At 33.2% G+C, this 19,448-nt stretch carries 14 protein-coding genes; 13 read left to right on the forward strand and 1 reads right to left on the reverse strand.

Annotated elements, in window-relative coordinates:
- The first annotated feature begins 450 nt into the window (after nucleotides 1–450).
- From AAKU52_RS03225 to AAKU52_RS03235, 3 genes are all read left to right on the forward strand, one after another.
- Nucleotides 451–2,055, forward strand: a complete 1,605-nt coding sequence (locus AAKU52_RS03225; protein WP_354330168.1) for a hypothetical protein — start codon at nucleotides 451–453, stop codon at nucleotides 2,053–2,055.
- Between the two features lie 211 nt (nucleotides 2,056–2,266).
- The gene (locus AAKU52_RS03230) at nucleotides 2,267–4,225 is read left to right on the forward strand and encodes an SDR family NAD(P)-dependent oxidoreductase (RefSeq protein ID WP_354330170.1); all 1,959 of its coding nucleotides are present in this window, start codon (nucleotides 2,267–2,269) and stop codon (nucleotides 4,223–4,225) included.
- The gene (locus AAKU52_RS03235; protein ID WP_354330172.1) at nucleotides 4,222–5,223 is read left to right on the forward strand and encodes an MraY family glycosyltransferase; all 1,002 of its coding nucleotides are present in this window, start codon (nucleotides 4,222–4,224) and stop codon (nucleotides 5,221–5,223) included. Before AAKU52_RS03230 ends, AAKU52_RS03235 begins: the two co-directional genes overlap by 4 nt.
- On the opposite strand, the gene AAKU52_RS03240 is transcribed toward AAKU52_RS03235, so the two are convergent.
- A complete protein-coding gene (locus AAKU52_RS03240; RefSeq protein WP_354330174.1) occupies nucleotides 5,208–5,933 on the reverse strand; it encodes a tyrosine-protein phosphatase in 726 nt (241 codons plus the stop codon). The genes AAKU52_RS03235 and AAKU52_RS03240 overlap by 16 nt on opposite strands.
- 163 nt (nucleotides 5,934–6,096) lie before the next feature.
- Between AAKU52_RS03240 and AAKU52_RS03245 the strand changes: the two genes are divergently transcribed.
- The 10 genes from AAKU52_RS03245 to AAKU52_RS03290 all read left to right on the forward strand — a co-directional run bounded on the left by AAKU52_RS03245 (nucleotide 6,097) and on the right by AAKU52_RS03290 (nucleotide 19,445).
- Nucleotides 6,097–6,870, forward strand: a complete 774-nt coding sequence (locus AAKU52_RS03245; protein WP_354330176.1) for a polysaccharide biosynthesis/export family protein — start codon at nucleotides 6,097–6,099, stop codon at nucleotides 6,868–6,870.
- Nucleotides 6,871–6,883: 13 nt separating this feature from the next.
- Nucleotides 6,884–9,259, forward strand: coding sequence for a GumC family protein (locus AAKU52_RS03250; RefSeq protein WP_354330178.1), 2,376 nt, complete (start codon nucleotides 6,884–6,886; stop codon nucleotides 9,257–9,259).
- 7 nt (nucleotides 9,260–9,266) lie between these two features.
- Nucleotides 9,267–10,247, forward strand: a complete 981-nt coding sequence (locus AAKU52_RS03255) for an SDR family oxidoreductase (protein ID WP_354330180.1) — start codon at nucleotides 9,267–9,269, stop codon at nucleotides 10,245–10,247.
- 13 nt (nucleotides 10,248–10,260) lie between these two features.
- Nucleotides 10,261–11,553: a nucleotide sugar dehydrogenase gene (locus AAKU52_RS03260; RefSeq protein WP_354330182.1), complete on the forward strand. Its 1,293-nt coding sequence runs from the start codon at nucleotides 10,261–10,263 to the stop codon at nucleotides 11,551–11,553.
- 20 nt (nucleotides 11,554–11,573) lie between these two features.
- Entirely contained in the window at nucleotides 11,574–12,920 is a 1,347-nt protein-coding gene (locus AAKU52_RS03265) for an MATE family efflux transporter (RefSeq protein WP_354330184.1), read from the forward strand.
- The gene (locus tag AAKU52_RS03270) at nucleotides 12,914–14,149 is read left to right on the forward strand and encodes a glycosyltransferase (RefSeq protein ID WP_354330186.1); all 1,236 of its coding nucleotides are present in this window, start codon (nucleotides 12,914–12,916) and stop codon (nucleotides 14,147–14,149) included. The genes AAKU52_RS03265 and AAKU52_RS03270 overlap by 7 nt, the downstream gene beginning before the upstream one ends.
- Nucleotides 14,150–14,166: 17 nt before the next feature.
- Nucleotides 14,167–15,390 (forward strand): hypothetical protein, encoded by a 1,224-nt coding sequence (locus AAKU52_RS03275; RefSeq protein WP_354330188.1) that lies wholly within the window; start codon nucleotides 14,167–14,169, stop codon nucleotides 15,388–15,390.
- Nucleotides 15,391–15,394: 4 nt separating this feature from the next.
- A complete protein-coding gene (locus AAKU52_RS03280) occupies nucleotides 15,395–16,684 on the forward strand; it encodes a glycosyltransferase family protein (RefSeq protein ID WP_354330191.1) in 1,290 nt (429 codons plus the stop codon).
- 388 nt (nucleotides 16,685–17,072) lie between these two features.
- Nucleotides 17,073–18,272, forward strand: coding sequence for a glycosyltransferase (locus AAKU52_RS03285; protein ID WP_354330193.1), 1,200 nt, complete (start codon nucleotides 17,073–17,075; stop codon nucleotides 18,270–18,272).
- Between the two features lie 12 nt (nucleotides 18,273–18,284).
- Nucleotides 18,285–19,445, forward strand: a complete 1,161-nt coding sequence (locus AAKU52_RS03290; protein ID WP_354330195.1) for a glycosyltransferase — start codon at nucleotides 18,285–18,287, stop codon at nucleotides 19,443–19,445.
- The last annotated feature ends 3 nt before the right edge of the window (nucleotides 19,446–19,448 follow it).

A 19,448-nucleotide genomic window follows, 5' to 3' on the forward strand; every position in this document is an offset into this window, starting at 1 on the left:
GATAGTTTTATCTCCATTATATAGAACAAAGTCTAAAGTCTGAAATTTTGAATAATATATATTTCTGTTGTTATTATGAAATTCAAAAATGCATTAGCCACCTTTCTGCTGATCTTTTTATGCTCCATTTCTGGAGTTGTCCGAGCGTAACCCTGCCCACCACCGCTTACTATTTGTTGGTTTAAGTCATGTGGTTTGGCACTATCTATGCTCTATTCGCAACACGGGATTGATTGGGATGCTGATTTTTATTATTATTGCAGTAAATGGGGCAATGTCTATTTATATTGAACGTTATAAAAAAGTTTTATTTACCAAAATCAATTCACCAGGCAAAATCAATTCACCAGGTTTTGCTTTTTATAATTAAAATAAAGAAAGAGACGCAGCCCATAAAGGTCGATTTGGGAATACAATTCTAGATAAAATAGTAAAAAATTAACCATATACATGTATAAAAGTTCAAGCCGCCTATTAATAACACTATCTTTAAGTTTATTATTCGCTACAGCCTTTATTTCTGCAAATGCGCAGTCCGAATTGCTCCCTTTAAGTCAGGACCTCCAGTTAAAGTTGGGAAGAAAAATATACTTTGATACAGCTGGAAAAAATCATACGGCTTTACAACGATACATTACTAATGAACTGAGCACAGATAGTGTAAGTCAGGACAGCTTGCTGCGCTCCCTTTATCCCGAAAGGAAAGCATGGCAAAGTAAAAACTGGTTCTATAGAAAATTATTCCTGGAGCATTTAGTAGAAGTTAAAACTGATGAGTATTCCTTCTATCTGGATTTTTTACCCGATCTTCAAATAGGCAAGCAGGATGGAAATAATTTATCGCTCAATACAAGGGGTATTGAATTAGGTGGTCGGATTGGAAAGAAATTTGCTTTTACCAGTCATTTTTTTGAAAATCAGGCGAAGTTTCCCGCCTACATAACCGATTTTATAACAAAGAACAGGGTCACACCCGGTCAGGGCTATGTTAAACCAGATGGTGTTATAGATTTTAGTCAATCTGGAGCAACATTATCCTATACCGCTTCTAAATATTTAAATCTACAATTGGGCTATGATAAGAATTTTATTGGCGATGGATACCGTTCCCTCTTTTTATCAGATAACACCTATAACTATCCCTTTATAAAAGCAACCGGAACCTTAGGCAAGGTGCGTTACATGGCGATGTTTGCGCAGTTTATTGATTTTCAGGATACCCCTTATGATGAAACTCAATCCCCCTATCCTAAAAAGTATGGTATTTTTCATTACCTCAGTTATAATGTGAACAAGCGACTGAGTTTAGGTCTATTTCAGAATGTGATGTGGGCCCGAGAGTCTGAGTTCGGTTACTTTGTCCCGCTAATGTTTTTAAAATCTGCAGAGTTTGCAAACGGATCTCCAGATAAAGCATTATATGGCTTTAATGGAAGTTATAAAATAGCAGACCGCTATGTGGCTTATGGACAATTAATGATCAATGAATTCAGAATTAAAGATATATTCTCTGGCAGAGGTCACTGGGCAAATAAGCAAGGGGGGCAATTGGGTATTAAAGGATTTGATGTCTTTAAGGTCAACAAATTAAATGCGCAACTGGAAATGAATGTAGTGAGACCTTATTCCTATTCTTCCAGGACTCATTTTACCAATTATGGCCATTTTGGGCAACCCTTAGCACATCCTTATGGTGCTAATTTTAAAGAATATTTAAGTATTATTAATTATAGGTATAAGAATTTTGATGCGCGATTGCAGTTAACAAAAGCCACCTATGGTTTAGACGTAGACAGCGTAAGTTATGGAAAGGATATTTATAAGCCCTATGATCTCCGTCCAACTGAAGAAGGCGTATATATTGGTCATGGCTTAAAAACCAACCTTTTTTATGCGCAAGCAACGGTTGCCTACATCTTAAATCCAAAGAACAACCTTCGTATAGAAATAGGCTATACCCATAGAAAAGAGAGTAACTCCCAGTATACAGATAAACAACAAATTTTTAATATCGGTTTGCGGTCTTCGTTCAGGAATAGCTACAATGATTTTTAACGTCTAGCAAATTATGTAATTAAATTTTATGTGGCAAAGCGACAGGCAGATTTGGTTTGAGCAATATTTTAGCAAAGTTTGTGTCTACCATCCGGGTCAAATTTAGCAGACGAGGACTTAGAAAGATTCGTTTGTGGGGTAATGAGCAGCTTTTAACTAAATTGGTTCAATTGTTGATGTAGGATAGCCGATTTAGAAAAATGAAAGTAAAATGTTTTCAAAGATAGAAATTGTACCCCGTTGGCTTATCTTTTTGATTGATATAGGATTGACAGTTTTTGCTTTATTACTAGCAATACTTTTAAGTCACAACCTCCATATCGAGGCTATTATTTTGCTGGCTTTGTATCAATCGACCATTGCAGTGGTGGTTATCAATACCATTGTTTTTGCAAGCTTTAAAACCTATGCAGGCATCGTGAGGTATACCTCCAGTCAAGATTCCTTCCGGATCTTGTCGTCTGTTTTAGCCAGTTCTTTCCTTCTTTTTGTGCTGAATACCTTTTTGATCTCCTTTGGCGGTACTTCCATTATCAGCATGGTTTCTATTATTATTTACTCCCTTATCAGTTTTTTATTTTTAATCACCTATAGAATCATCGTTAAGTATTTCTTTATGTATGCTAAAAACATGAGCCTACATAAAGTGAGCATAATTATATATGGCGCTGGCGATGCCGGTTTAGCGACTAAAAGAGCTTTTAATAATGATTCAAAGCTAAACAAAAGCATTTGTGCCTTTGTAGACGATGACCCGCGTAAATGGGGTAAAACCATAGAAGGCACCAAGATTATGGATGCGGCAAAGTTAGAGAGACTCATTGCAAGCCATAAGTTTGACGAGCTCGTCTTTGCCAGTTATACCATACCCATAGCACGCAAGAATGAAATTGTAGACCTTTGTCTGGAGAACCATATCAAGGTATTGAATATTCCGGCAGCAGACGTATGGACCAATGGGGTGGTTAAAACCGCGCAGATACAAAACATTAACATTGCAGACCTGCTAGACAGGCAACAGATCCAGATCAATATTGCCAGCATTAAGGAAGAGTTAAAAGGGAAAACCATATTAATTACCGGTGCAGCAGGATCAATTGGGAGTGAAATTGTGCGGCAGCTGATGAAGTTTGAAATTGGGCTGACCATTATGTGCGATCAGAATGAAACAGGACTGCACGATTTAACGCTGGAATTGGAAGAACGTTACGGGCAGCAAAACTTCCAGGCTGTTATTGGCGATGTAAAAGACAAGCAGCGGATGGAACACATGTTTCAAACATTTAATCCCGACTACGTTTACCATGCAGCGGCGTATAAACATGTGCCGATGATGGAAGATAACCCAGCAGAAGCCGTTAAAACGAATGTATCCGGTACTAAAACCATTGCCGACCTCAGCGTAAAATATGGCGTTAAAAAGTTTGTGATGATCTCTACGGATAAAGCCGTTAACCCCACTAATATCATGGGGGCATCCAAAAGGATTGCAGAAATCTATGTACAATCACTTAACAATTCCCTCAACAAAAGGGATATGGTTTTTCACAATGGCCTAAGTTTTTTAAACAGTGGCGATGTTAAGCCGATCACTAAATTCATTACCACACGCTTTGGCAATGTATTAGGGTCAAATGGCTCGGTTATCCCGCGGTTTAAACATCAGATAGCGCAGGGCGGCCCGGTAACGGTTACCCATCCAGACATTACGCGTTATTTTATGACCATCCCAGAAGCCTGCAGGTTGGTTTTAGAAGCCGGCTGTATGGGCAAGGGCGGAGAGATTTTTATCTTTGATATGGGTAAATCCGTAAAAATCGTAGATTTGGCCAAAAGAATGATCCATTTGGCAGGACTTATTCCCGATAAAGATATAAAAATTGTTTATTCAGGCTTAAGGCCAGGAGAGAAGTTGTATGAAGAATTGTTGAATGACAATGAAAATACGATAGCCACCCATCACGAAAAAATAATGATTGGAAAGGTGCGGGTCTATGTATTTAACGAAATTGAAAAACAGATTCATAATTTACTAGCAGAAGCCGCCATCAATGATAACCAAAAAGTGGTGGTGCAAATGAAAACCATTGTACCTGAATTTTTGAGCAAGAACTCGAAGTTTGAGAAATATGATGCAATAAAAGCACCAGCAAGAGATTACAACATATGATTTATTTAATTTTATTGCCGTTTTTTTATGCCTCCATGCTGTTGTATTTCCGCATTGCAGACTACTACAATATCATCGACAAGCCCAATGAGCGGAGTTCACATAGTGAGACCACCATCAGGGGAGGAGGCATCATTTATCTCCTGGCTGCACTAGCGGCAGTAATTCTCGAACCCAGTTATTGGCAGCCTATTTTAGCTTTGTTTATCATTGGCAGCATCAGTTTTGCAGACGATAGTTTTACGTTAAGCAGGAATATGCGGGTCCGATTTCATTTTGCGGCAGTCAGCTTATTGTTTTATTATTTTGGTTTATATTTCAGCCAGCCCATCTGGCTGATTCCAATTTTGTACATCCTTGTCATTGGCATTATCAATGCTTATAACTTTATGGATGGCATCAATGGCATTACAGGAAGCTATAGTTTAGTTGTTTTAGCAGGCTTACAGTATGTCAATCTAAAGCAGTTTCCCTTTATAGCAGCAGACCTGATCTGGTTGCCTATGCTGGCGAGCGCAGTTTTCCTCTTATTTAATTTCAGAACTAAGGCCAAGTGTTTTGCAGGCGATGTAGGCAGTGTAACCATCGCCCTCTGGATAATCATGCTGTTAATGCAGCTGATCATCAGTTCCGGTCATTTTGCTTATATTTTATTTCTGTCGGTTTATGGAGTAGATGCGGTATTGACCATTATCCATCGCTTGTTTTTAAGACAGAACATTTTTGAGCCACACCGTTTGCATTTTTATCAAATACTAGCCAATGAACAAAAGTGGTCACATTTATTGATTTCAGGTATTTATGCCGCCTTACAGTTGCTGATTATTTTGGCAGTTATATTATACCCTACGCACTTTACCCTATTATTTTTGTGCAGCACCTTACCTTTGGTTCTTGTTTATGTATGGGCTAAACCCCTGTTGCAAAACAATAAAGAAGCTGCGGTGGTAGAAGAGCAGCCTAACATTTCCCGCAATTACGATCAAATCAGGCTTTGATTTTTCAATAAGCCACTGTCCAGCAAACGGGCGAAATGTTTTTTACCGGGCACACGCTTCAAAACTTCCAGGTGTTTGGCATGGTGAATATCCGTGCCAATAAAATCGATCATGTCCTTTTCAATCAATTTCTCTGCAACCGCATTTACCCCTTTGCCGTAATGCTCCGTTAAGGAAAGCGCATTCACCTGCAGCTCAACCCCCATGTCTTTTATTCTTTTAAAATAATCAAACTGCTTGTGAAAAAACAAGTAACGTTCTGGGTGGGCCAAAACCGGTTGATACCCACGAACGGTAAGGTCAAAAATCACCTCTTCCAGGTTATTCGGTCTCACGATCTGGCTAAATTCAAATAACAAGCGGTTTCCGGGTAAGGGCATTAAAGCATTGGCATCCAATTGCACCAGGAAAGCTTCATCCAGATAATATTCAGAAGAAAGGTTTAAATTGATGCCGGCAGGAATATGCCCTTCTAATAACGCATGGCCATTTTGCAGGCTTTCTTTGGTATTAGGGTGAAAGTCTTCCAAGGTATGCGGGGTGGTAAATAAGTGCGTATAGCCCAGCTCCCTTAAGCCGTTAATCAATTCGATGCTCTCTTCCACATCCTGTGCGCCATCATCAACCCCCGGTATTAAATGCGAGTGCATGTCAACACCAATGGCTGAAAAATCTGTATGCAAACTGGTTTTACGGTTAAAAAAAAACATGTTCAATTTTTATATATCTAGCTCAAATATAAGTAAGATTCAGTTAATAAATATAAATAGACAGGCTTACTCAAAATATTTGGTGGTATTATTGCGTTTAAAGCTATACTAGAAAGTTTTAGGTTATATGTTACTAATTATTATATCTTTGTCAAATAATCCTATGAATCGAATCGCCTCTCTCTTAATAACACTTCTGTTTTTATCCTCTTGCGGAGTCCGCTATAAATCAGTTCCTTACTTTCAAGACTTAAGGGATAGTAGCTTGGTGCAGGAAAACATCGACAACTATAAGCCTTTAAACATCCAAAAGGATGATATATTAGCCATTACTGTGGCTAGCTTAAATGCAGAAGCCTCGGCTATATTTAATATGGGGAATACCACTTCCATTCCAGGAGGCGGCGCTGCGGGTAGTCCCACCCTTACTGCCAATGGCTTTATGGTCGATCAAAATGGGGCTATACAATTGCCTTTAATTGGCTCCATTAAGGTAGCAGGCTTAACCACTCTAGCAGCAAGGGAACTTATCGAATCTAAACTCATCACCTACCTCAAAGAACCCGTAGTCAGTTTGCGACTTATTAATTTTAAAGTTTCTGTTTTAGGTGATGTTGCCAAACCGGGAGTTTACCCTGTGCAAAATGAGCGGGTATCTGTTACTGAAGCCTTAAGCATGGCGGGCGATTTAACCATTACCGCAGTTCGCAATAATGTCTTATTGGTGAGAGAGAACGAGGGTAAAAGACAATACATTCGTTTAGACCTGCATAAAAAAGAAGTGTTCAATTCTCCTTATTACTACCTACAAAATAATGATGTGCTCTATGTGCAGCCAAGTAATGCCAAATATGCCAGTGTCGATTCCAGTTACCGGAATGTAAGCATTATCCTTTCTGCTTTATCTGTTATTGCTTTAATCATTACCCGTTTATAGTTTGAAAAAAAATATGAATTCAGAAGAACACTTAGGTAAATTCGATCAAGGAAATACCGAAGATGAAAATATTAATATTGGTGAAGTTTTAAACAAATATTTATACCATTGGCCGGTATTTTTAGTGTGCATTATTATAACCCTAAGCATCGCCTTTGTTTACCTGCGTTATACCAGGCCAGTTTATCAAATTAACACTTCCTTATTGATAAAAGATGATAAAAAGAGTGCCACTTCTGCAGATATTTTAAGTCAGCTGGATCTCTTTGGCAGCTCAAAAGTGGTCGAAAATGAAGTGGAAATCCTGAAGTCCAAAGCTTTAATGCGGAAAGTGGTAGACCGCCTTCATTTAGATGTCAATTACATAGCAGAGGGCATGGTGATTAGTACCGATCTTTATGAAAAAAAAACCATCGAATTTATTGCGGTTAAAATCAATCCGGATTTCTTTAACCATGAATTCGAAATTACATTTCCTAATGCGACTCAATACGTACTTAAAAACAATGTAACAGGGAAAGCGATAAAGGGCAGCTATAATCAATTGCAGCGCAATTCCTTCGGTGTTTATAAAATTTTAAAATCACCTGATTTTTCCAATTTTAACGTGCCTGCTGTAAGGGTAATTCTAAATGACCCTTCCCTGGTTACCGATAGCTTTTTATCGCGCTTAACTGTAGCGGTTGCTGGAAAGCAATCAACAGTTTTAAATTTAACTTTCCAAACAACAATACCACAGCAAGGAAAGGATGTCTTAAACACCTTAATTCAAGTTTATAATGAGGCGGCACTTGCTGATAAAAACAAGACTACAGAAAGTACCATTCGGTTTGTTGATGAGCGCCTCGGTTTGATTAATAGAGAACTGACTGATGTGGAGAAGGATGTGGAATCCTTTAAAAGTAGCAATGGCTTAACCGACATCAGTGGGGAAGCTGCCTTATACCTCGAGAACGTAAGGGTAAATGATGCCCAATTGAATGAGGTGAACATTAAATTAGGTGCCATTCAGGATATTCAAAGATATGTGAATGCCAATTCTACTAAAGAAAAATTACCCAGTACCTTTGGCATTGATGACCCCGTTTTGTTGGGTCAAATTACCCAATTAAGTGAGTTTTTATTGCAAAGGGATAAATTATTGGCGACCACTCAGGAAGACAATCCATTGGTTGCACCCCTGATTAAACAAATAGAAACCACACGTGCCAGCGTTATTTCCAATGTTAAAAATATTGCTTCTACCTTGTTAACTACAAAAAGGGAGTTAGAAAATAATAATGCCAAATACCAGGTATCTATTAAGAAAATTCCAACCCAAGAACGACAGTTTGTTAGTATTAAACGCCAGCAAAGTATTAAAGAAACACTTTATCTTTATCTTTTACAAAAGAAAGAAGAAGCTGCTTTATCCTATGCCTCTACCTTGGCAGACAGCCGAGTAGTAGATGAAGCTTATTCTTCGAATGCGCCCATTAAACCCAAAAGACAATTAACTTATCTTGCTGCTTTACTGCTAGGTTTACTTTTGCCGTTAGGTTATATTTATATCAGAGATTTAATCAATAATAAAGTTATTAAACTCTCTGATGTGACGAAGGAAACTCCTGTTTCAGTATTGGGTGAAGTGGTATTCGAAGAAGGAAGTGAAATGATCGTCGTAAGCACGACCAGCAGAAAGGCTATAGCAGAACAATTTAGGTCAATCAGAACCAATATGCAATTCATTCATGGCAAGCAAACGAATGGACAGGGAAATGTAACTTTGTTTACTTCCAGTATGTCTGGTGAAGGAAAAACTTTCGTGGCCACAAATATAGCTGTAGCATTGGCCATTAGCGGTCGTAAGACTGTTTTGTTAGAACTGGATTTACGGAAACCTAAGGTAAGCAAGTACCTTGACTTGGCAAATAAGATTGGATTGAGTAATTATTTAATTGGCAAGGCTGATTTTGCCGAAATCATCCAGCCTTCTGGTATTCATGAAAATTTATTTGTAATTGGCTCAGGACCTATCCCTCCTAACCCTTCTGAATTGTTGATTCAAGATGAAATGGAGGTTTTGATCAATTACTTAAAGTTAAATTTTGATGAAATCTTAATTGACAGTCCTCCAATCGGCTTGGTAACCGATGCACAAATTTTAGCCCGTTTAACGGATGTGACCATTTACCTTGTGCGGCATGGTGTTACCTTTAAAGGGCAACTTAGGCAATTGGAAAAATTAAGGTTGGAAAATAAATTTCCGAAATTAAATGTGATTCTAAACGGTGTTCAATTGGGAGGTTCTTATGGGTATGGGTATGGCTATGGGTATTATTCAGATGATATTAAACAGCATCAAGTAACACTTAAATCTATTGGTAAAGATTTTTTTAAAAGATTTTAATAAAAAAATGAATAATAATATTAAGACAATTTTAATTACTGGAGGTGCTGGTTTTATTGGTTCCAATTTGTGTGAACATTTTCTAAATAAAGGATTTAATGTTCGTGTTTTGGATAATTTTGCTACTGGGCACCGTCATAATATAGCACCTTTTAATAATAATCATAATTTTCAGCTTTTAGAAGGTGACATCCGTAATCTAAAGAACTGTCATCAAGCAGTTGAAGGCGTTGATTATGTATTACATCAAGCTGCATTGGGTTCTGTACCTCGATCTATTAATGATCCGATCACAACTAATGATGTTAATGTTTCGGGTTTTTTAAACATGTTGGTTGCTTCACGTGATGCTAAAGTTAAACGATTTGTTTATGCTGCCAGTTCTTCAACATACGGTGATTCCGAGTCTTTGCCTAAAGTAGAAGATGTTATTGGAAAACCATTGTCACCTTATGCAATTACAAAATATGTTAATGAGTTATATGCTGATATTTTTAGTAAAACTTATGGTTTGGAAACGATTGGCTTACGTTATTTTAATGTTTTTGGGCGTAAGCAAGATCCAACAGGCGCTTATGCAGCAGTAATACCTAAGTTTGTTATTCAGTTAATGAAGCATGAAAGTCCTGTAATTAATGGAACCGGTGATTATTCTCGTGATTTTACTTATATAGATAATGTCATTCAAATGAATGAATTGGCTATGACTACTTCTAATCAAAAGGCTTTAAATACCGTTTATAATACGGCTGTTGGTGATAGGACAAATCTAAATGAGTTACTAAATTATCTGAAAGAATTTTTAGCTGAATATGATGCTAATATCGGTAATGTAGAAATAATACATGGTCCAAATCGTGCAGGAGATATTCCCCATTCTCTTGCTAGTATAAATAAAGCAAAAATCTTATTAGGATATAAACCAACTCATAAAATTAGGGAAGGCTTAAGAGAAGCTGTTTCTTGGTACTGGAGCAATTTAAAATAATAAAAATATATTTATGGAATCAATAAGTCCAAATGTTAAAATTGCAGTTATAGGTCTCGGTTACGTAGGATTACCATTAGCCCGTTTGTTTGCCACTAAATATCCTGTGATTGGCTTTGATATTAATCAAGCTCGTATTAACGAATTGAATTTGGGTAATGATTCTACTTTAGAAGTTTCACAAGACATTTTGAATGCTGTTTTAGTTAAAGAGAATTCTGTTGCTAATGGTTTATATTGTTCTTCTAATTTGAAAGATCTTAAATCCTGTACAATCTATATCGTTACTGTACCAACACCGGTAGATAAAAATAATAGACCTGATTTAACTCCACTTTATAAAGCTAGTGAAACTGTAGGAAAGGTGCTTAAAAAAGGAGATATCGTTATTTACGAATCTACTGTATATCCGGGAGTTACAGAGGACGAATGTGTTCCAGTTTTGGAAAGAGTTAGTAGTTTAAAATTTAATATTGATTTTTTTGCAGGTTACTCTCCAGAAAGAATTAATCCTGGAGATAAAGAACATACAGTTGAAAAAATATTAAAAGTAACGGCAGGTTCAACCCCTGAGATCGGCCAAAAAGTAAATAATTTATATAAATCGGTAATTACAGCTGGCACCCATTTAGCGCCATCCATTAAAGTTGCGGAAGCCGCCAAAGTTATTGAGAATTCTCAACGGGACATCAACATCGCCTTTGTGAATGAATTAGCTAAAATATTCAACTGTATGGATATTGATACAAATGCTGTGCTTGAAGCTGCTGGAACTAAATGGAATTTTCTTCCTTTTAAGCCAGGATTAGTTGGCGGACATTGTATTGGTGTTGATCCATATTATCTTGCTCAAAGTGCACAAGAATTTGGGTATCATCCAGAAATCATATTAGCAGGGCGGCGGTTAAACGATAGTATGGGCGAATATGTATCTTCTCAAGTTATAAAACTTATGATTAAAAAAGATATTTCGATAAAGGGAGCTCAATTACTTATGTTAGGGATAACTTTTAAAGAAAATTGTCCAGATGTACGAAATACAAAGATCGTTGATGTTATTAGTAATCTTAAGCAATATGGCGTTAATGTAACAATATTCGATCCTTGGGCGAGACCCGATGAAGTTATGAAAGAATATGGATTAGAGACTAAGAATGAACTTCCAAATGAAAAATTTGATGCGATTATTTTAGGTGTAGCACATAATGAATTCTTGGATTTACCTTTCAAAAATATGAAAAATAGCAATTCTGTTATATACGATATTAAAGGTGTTATTAAGTCGAAAGTTGATGGAAAATTATAATAAATAATTATCTAAGTTGAATGATATCTAAAATAAAACAACGCATTTTTAATGGTGATGAAAGGAGTGTAAATACAAAAAAAAGTATATTTTCACTATTTGCAATCAGGGCTTTAAGTATTCCGATTTCTTTCATATTAGTACCAATAACTATTGGATATGTTAATTCTGAGTCTTATGGTATATGGTTAACTATAAGTTCACTTGTAGCTTGGATGAGTTTTTTTGATATTGGAATAAATAATGGTTTAAGAAATAAATTAACAGAATCTGTTGCAAATGGGAATGAAGTTTTATCAAAGAAATATGTAAGTACTACATATGCTATACTAGGTATTATATCATTAAGTTTATTTATTTGTTTTTTTATAATCAATCATTTTATTAATTGGGCTATTATTTTGAATACAAATTCAAACCTTTCATATGAATTATCAAAAGTTTTTTTGATTGTGGTGGGCTATTTTTGTGTTAAGTTTACTTTATCAACTGTTAATGTAATTTTGTTATCCCATCAATTGCCTGCTAAAGCTGCACTTAGAGGTCTTATCGAACAACTGGCGTCATTAATAGTTATACTATTCCTAGTTAAATTCAGCGTTGGATCTTTATTGAATCTAGCATATGGCCTATGTATAGCGCCAGTGCTTATTTTGTTGTATTATAATTTCGAACTATTTAAAGGGAAATTTAGGAGTATCAGACCATCCGTGAAAGATGTTGATTTCTCTCTTACAAGAAATTTAATGGGAATAGGATTTAAATTTTTTATTATTCAAATCGCTGGTATTATTCAGTTTCAAACTGCAAATTTTATTATAATTCGTTTTTTCGGCCCTGAGGAAGTTACAGTGTACAATATAGTGTTTAAATATTTTAGTATTCTCACATTGTTAATGGGGATTTTTATGACGCCTTTTTGGTCTGCTGTAACAGATGCATTTGCAAGAAAAGATTATAAATGGATTATTAAAGCGGAAAAAAGATATAAGAAAATAGCTGTTATTTTAACTTTGTTAGGTTTTGTTATGTTATTACTATCTGATTATGCTTATGGTATTTGGTTGGGTAAGAATAAATTAGATATTCCATTTCAAATATCTATTACAATGTTTTTATTTACCGTAATTTCTTTTTTTGGAGGAATTTATTGTACTATTTTAAATGGTATAAGCGAATTAGATTTACAATTTAAAATTTCTTTTGCTTCCCCGATAATATTTCTTTTGTTATCCTATATTTTTATTAACTATTTTGAGATGGGTATTGTTTCAATAATTTTTGCGTCAATTATATCCAACTTTAATGCATACGTAATTGCTCCTTTGCAATTTAGAAAAATCTTTAAAGACAAAAAAACATGCTAAAGGTCGTTCATTTACAGACATTAATATCATATCATGGTAATGCCCCTTTGAGATTACATCAGGCAATGGTTAATCATGGCATTGATTCCAAAATGATTGTTTATAATACACCAAGAGCAGCTACGAGTAATTTTTTTAGATATTCTGGACTTATAAAACAAATTAAAATTTATATCTATTCTTTGTTTCAAAAGAATTTGTCTAAACATAAAAATCCAGGTACTTATCTTTTTAGTTATCCCAAATTTATTGGTAATAAAGTCCACAAAAAAAAACTATTAAAAGATGCAGATGTCATTTATCTCCATTGGATAGTGGGAGGGTTCTTAAATTTTGAAAATCTCGAAAGTATTTTTAAGCTAGGAAAGCCTGTAATATTTTATATGCATGATATGTGGCCTATTACTGGTGGTTGTCATCATAGTTTTGATTGTCAGGGATACAGAACTAATTGTGAATATTGTCCTATGTTTATTAACAAAACAAAGAACTCTTTCGCAAGTAACGAATTCTTAATAAAGAAATCTTTATATGAAAAATATAATAACTTGTATTTTATTTCCCCCAGTAAATGGTTATTGGAAAGTGCTAAATCTTCTGGTTTATTAGTTAATAAAAATATTTTTCACATACCTAATATTGTCGATGAAACTATATTTAAAAAAGTTGATAAATTTACAGCTAAAAGTATTTTGAATTTTAAACAGGATGCATTTATAATAAGTTTTGGTTGTGTTGCGGGCAAAAATAATAAATATAAAGGGTGGCAATATTTACAAGAAGCACTAAATCTGATTTATAAAGAGAATAAAAATTATAATTTTAATATTATAATTTTCGGAAGTGATTATGATGAAATTACAGAACAATTAATTCCGTTTCCGGTTCAGTTTCTTGGTTCTATAAATGATGAAATTTCGATGGTCATATTAAACAACGCTACTGATTTATTTATTTCTCCATCTTTAGCCGAGAGCTTTGGACAAACTTTTTTAGAGAATATAATGTGTGGAACCCCAGTTGTAGGTTTTGATGTAGGAGGCGTGTCTGAAATCATAAAACATAAATATAATGGTTATTTAGCTGAATATCAGTCATCTGAAGATTTGGCTAAAGGAATTTTATATTGCTATTATAATAGACTTAATTTTGATAGGCCTAAACAATACTTTTCAAAACTTACTGTTGATAAGCATGTGGATGTTTTAAATCTGTTATTAAATAGTTAAGTATTAGATAAATGAAAATGAGTTTATTTGGAAATAGAACTACTATCAAACCTTTAATTATATCTTTAATTGGTGTATCAATATTTAACGTTCTGCCTATTGTTTTTCCGAATACATCTGTTTTTTCATACGTATTAGTATTTTTATTTACTGTATATTTTTTTTTCGAAATTTACCATTCTAATAAATTTCAGAGAACGATTGAAACTAACATATTTTATAAAGCATTATTAATCTGGACCATTATTATTATTTTAAGGGGTTTGGAGAATAATTATAATTTTTTTAGAGGAGTTTTTGTTTCACCATATCTATTATTACCCTATCTCTTCCCGTTTTTTATAAAATCTTTTAAAATTTATGATTTTAAAATAATTCTTTCATTTATTCATTATATGAATGTTATATTTTTGTCTTTTTTATTCCTCTATTTTATACAGCCGAATAGTAATATTACTACTTCACTTGGCTTCGTTGAAGACTTAAGTAAATATTTTGCTTTCCCAAACTTTTTTTTGCTTTTTAGCATTAAGAAAGCTAAAGGTCACGAAAGAGTATTATCTGTTATTGTATTTATCATTGGTTTTCTAATAGTTGTTTATTGTGCTCGAAGAAGCTTAATATGGACCTATGGTTGGGCATTTCTCTTAGCTTTGATTTTAAATATTTTTTTAACTAAACAAAGTGCTTCAAATAAGATTTTGTATATTTTAATAACTGTTTTCTTTGTATTTATTTTATTTGTGGGAATTCAGAAATATAAAGATGTATTATTTGAAAACCTAATTGTGAAAATTGATGCAGATACTAGAGGTGCTGTCATTTCAGATTTTGAAAGTGATATGGATCCGGTCAGCTTATTATTTGGAAGGGGAATAAGTGGCGGATATCTTTTAAAAAAAACAAGTTTAGAAATTAATAATTATGAATCTAAATATAGGACAATAATAGAGGCTGGATATTTAAATTTGATTTTGAAGGGTGGTTATTTTTATTTATTTCTAATATTTGTGATTTATTTAATTTCAATATATAAAGGTTTATTTAAATCCAATAATACGTACAATAAGGCTTTTGCATGTTTTATTCTTGTTCACTTGGTAGAGTCTTATCCTGCAGGTATACTCACTTTTAATCTTAGGTTTTTTTTAATATGGTATTGCATTTCCATGTGCTGGAATAAAAAAGTATTAAATGCTACTGATAGCCAAGTCAATAATGAATTGCAAATTTTATATTAATAAAATGAATAAATTCCCAAAGGTGTTAATTATAAGTGTTGAGCCTTTTAATAGAAATAATGGTACTGGGATCACTCTATCAAATTTATTTGATGGATGGGATAGAAATTCAATTGCTCAAATATATATGTCGCCAATGGAACGGGAAAACACTATTTGTAGTAATTATTATCAATTGAGCCCTAAGATTGCTTATCTTGATTACTATTGTCGTTCTTTCTTTTCCTCCTTATTCAAGAAAATTAATGTTGAGAAAACTAATAGTCCTGCAGCTGTTACTTTAGAAAGGAAACATTCTACTTATAAAGCACAATTTCATTTAAATGTCCGTGCAATTGCAGATTTAAGTCCTATACATTTACCTGCGCAATTATTCGAATGGATAAATGAATTTAAACCGGATTTAGTTTATTGTGCTTTAGGTAATGCGAGGATGTTAAATATAACGATTAAAATTAGTAAAATAATTAATAAACCTATTGTCCCGCACTTTATGGATGATTGGCCTTCTACCCTTTACACTCAAATGGAGCTGTTCGGTTTAGCTAGAAATAAATTAATTAAGAGGATTAACATTATGTTAAAATGTTCAAATGGTGGTTTATGCATATCGGATTTAATGGCCGACGAATATAAAATCAGGTATAATTTACCTTTTAGTCCATTTGTTAATTGTGTTGAAGATAAGAAGTTTGATTCACCTCACTTAAACGGTGATTCTTATAATTTTACAATTATGTATATAGGGGGGTTGCATTTAAATAGGTGGAAGTCATTATTAGATATATCAATGGCAATAGAGAAAATAAATGCACCTATATATTTCAAAATATATTGCCCAACACATGATAATGTTTTATATGCTAAGCATTTTAAAGATAATAGACTAACAACTTTTGAAGGGTCTATCGATAATTCGGAAGTTTTTAAAACTCTAAAAAAAGCGTCTCTCTTAGTTCATGTTGAATCATTTGATATGAATTTCGCTCAATATACTAGACTTTCTTTGTCTACGAAAATACCTCAATACATGGCTGCTGGAAAACCTATAATGGGATATGGTCCTAAAGGTTTAGCCTCAATGTTACATATCGAATTAGCTAGTGCAGGTAAAATAGTTTGTACTCCGGATTCTAAATATTTATGTGAGGTTTTAGAAGAGTTGGTAACAAATAAAACAATGCTACATAAATACGCCAAAAATGGTTTTGATTATGCAAAAAAATATCATTTAAGATCTACAAATCACATTAATTTAATTAACATTTTAAATAAATTAAAAAACGATAAATAAGATTTAATATGATTAATACATGTTTCTGGGGCAAATGACTCGTAAATAAAAAACTTTAAGATCCATAATATTAAGGTTTCCTGATATATTGAAAGAAATGATGAAAATTGTGATAGGGATAATATCTGAAGAATTCCATTACTATAAAATATTGGTATGTGAAATGTTATTGTGCTTCTTGTTCTTAAGTATATATAATTGTATTAATTTTTGATGTTTAAAGGCATTTTCGAAAAAAGAACCATAAAAATGGTTAGGATTACTTCATGAAAAATAAATACACTCTATATATAATGATAGAAAAGTGTTTTAAGAAAAGGTCAGATATTTAAATAAGGTCAAAATCAAAAAACGTTGACAAAAAACTTTGTATTATAAAACATGATAGATGTTAATTAAAAAAAGGATTGAGAACATTACAATTATAGGGGAATTTCGTTTTCCATTAGGGGATGCAGCGAGTGTACGAGTATTAGGTATTGGTAGAATGCTAAGATCTTGTGGATATAATATTTCTTTTATTGGTAAAAATTGGGAGAGGGACAATGATGACTTTAAAGGAGGAATTTATGATGGCTTTCGTTATCATAATATGGCAGTGAAAAACCAAAGATTTATAAAAAGATTTTGCGAGCTATTATATTCTGGAATTATTGTTAAGGAAATTCTTAAAGCTAAACATCCTAATTGTGATTTAATAATATATTATGGAAGTAGTGCTAGATTTCTCTACCCACTTTTAAAATTTTCTAAAGAAAGAAAAATTAAACTAATTGTTGATTTAGTAGAGTGGTATGATCCTTCTCATTTAATTGGAGGACGTTTTGGCCCAATAGCAGTGGATGTTAAACTTGGATTAACATACCTTATACCAAAATGTGATGGGCTTATTGCTATTAGTAGTCTATTGGAAAAGCACTACATTGATAGAAAGATGCGCGCTATTAGAATACCACAAATTGTTGATATTCAGGAATCTAAATGGAATCCTACTTCCTATGAGTCATTTGATAAGAAAAGCTTAAATATTGTTTACGCTGGTATACCGGGGCGGAAAGATTTAATAAGTATTGCAATTCTTGGCCTCGATTATTTAACGAAAAATGGATATAATGTTAAACTCCACTTATTTGGACCTTCTAAATCAGATATTTATCGGCTAATGAAAAATCATAAAGCAAATTTTGATAATTTTCAGGACAATTTAATCTATCATGGAAGAGTAAATCAAGACGATCTTCCTAAGTATCTTGTCAAAGGAGATTATTCAATTTTATTAAGGCCTAATAAGAGATATGCAAATGCAGGATTTGCTACGAAATTTGTTGAAAGCTTTGCGGTTGGACTTCCTGTTATTGCTAACTTAACCAGTGATATGGGTTTTTATCTTAAGGATTCTAAAAATGGATTTGTTGTTGAAGAATGTACCGTTGAATCGTTTGTTAATACAATAAAAAGGGCATTTAGATTAACTGAAAGGGAAAAAAATAAAATGAGAATTGAAGCTAAAAATACAGGAACTGAATTTGATTATAGAAATTACACACCAATAATAAAAGACTTTATAAATAAAATTGAAAATCTTTAAAAATATATAATCATGAAGTTAGGTTTTTATTTGGAGGCACCAATAATGACAAGTCCTAAGAATGTCAATTATTGTGCGGATACTTATATGCTGTTATTGCCGAAGTTATTAAAAGATAATTTGGAGATTAGTATGATAGCTAAAGGGTTAGATTATAATGAAAAGTTGGTTTATTATCAATTAGATCCTTGTATTGAGATAACAAAAATTGGATCCTCTGAAAGCATCTTTTCCTTATTAAAAAATTATCGAAAATATTTAAATGAGAATTTAGAAATTATAGATAATTATTTAAATACAATAGATCATTTGGTTTTAGCTACAGGAGGCCCATTAACCCTTGTATTCATAAAACGTGCGATAAAAAAGAAGATTCCTTGTACATTATTAGTTAGAGCAAATGCTAGAAAAACTATTCCTACTAGATTTAGGGGTGTTAAGAAATTATTGGCATTTTTAACTACGAATTACATTGAATCTCGGGTGGATAATCTTTGTCGAAAAAATAATTTAGGAGTTATTGCTTTAGGTAAAGAGTTATTTTCTCATTACAATAAGCTAACGAATAAGTGCATTTTATTTTCCAGTTCTAAATACTCTAAAGCTGACATTATAGATGCAAAAGAAATTTCAGATATAGATTGGCAATCACCAGTTAAATTCTTGTTTGTTGGTAGACTTGTTGTGAACAAGGGCTTAAATGAGCTTATAAATGCTTTAAGTTATATTAAAAATTATGATTGGAGCTTGACCATCGTTGGAACAGGTGAATATGAAAATGAAATTAAAAAATTAATTCATAAATTAAAACTAACCGATAGAATTCATCTAAAGGGAAACGTTCCATTTGGAAATGAATTGAAATATATTTATAGAGACCATGACGTAGTTGTATTACCTAGTTATTTTGAAGGCTTACCACAAGTAATATTAGAAGGGATGGCTAATGGTTGTTTGATATTAGCAACTAATGTTGGAGGTATTCCAGGAGTAATAAATAATAATCAAAATGGATTTTTATTTGAGCCTAGAAGTATTAATGAAATCGTTAAAACATTAAATATTTTGCCTAATGTTCAAAATTTAACAAATGTGAGAATTAATGCATTAGAAATAGCAATAGAATATGCTCAAGAAAACCAAATAAACAATTTTTATAATATATTAAAATAGAAT

Origin of the sequence: Pedobacter sp. CG_S7, assembly GCF_040544395.1 — a bacterium.
GTDB lineage: Bacteria > Bacteroidota > Bacteroidia > Sphingobacteriales > Sphingobacteriaceae > Pedobacter.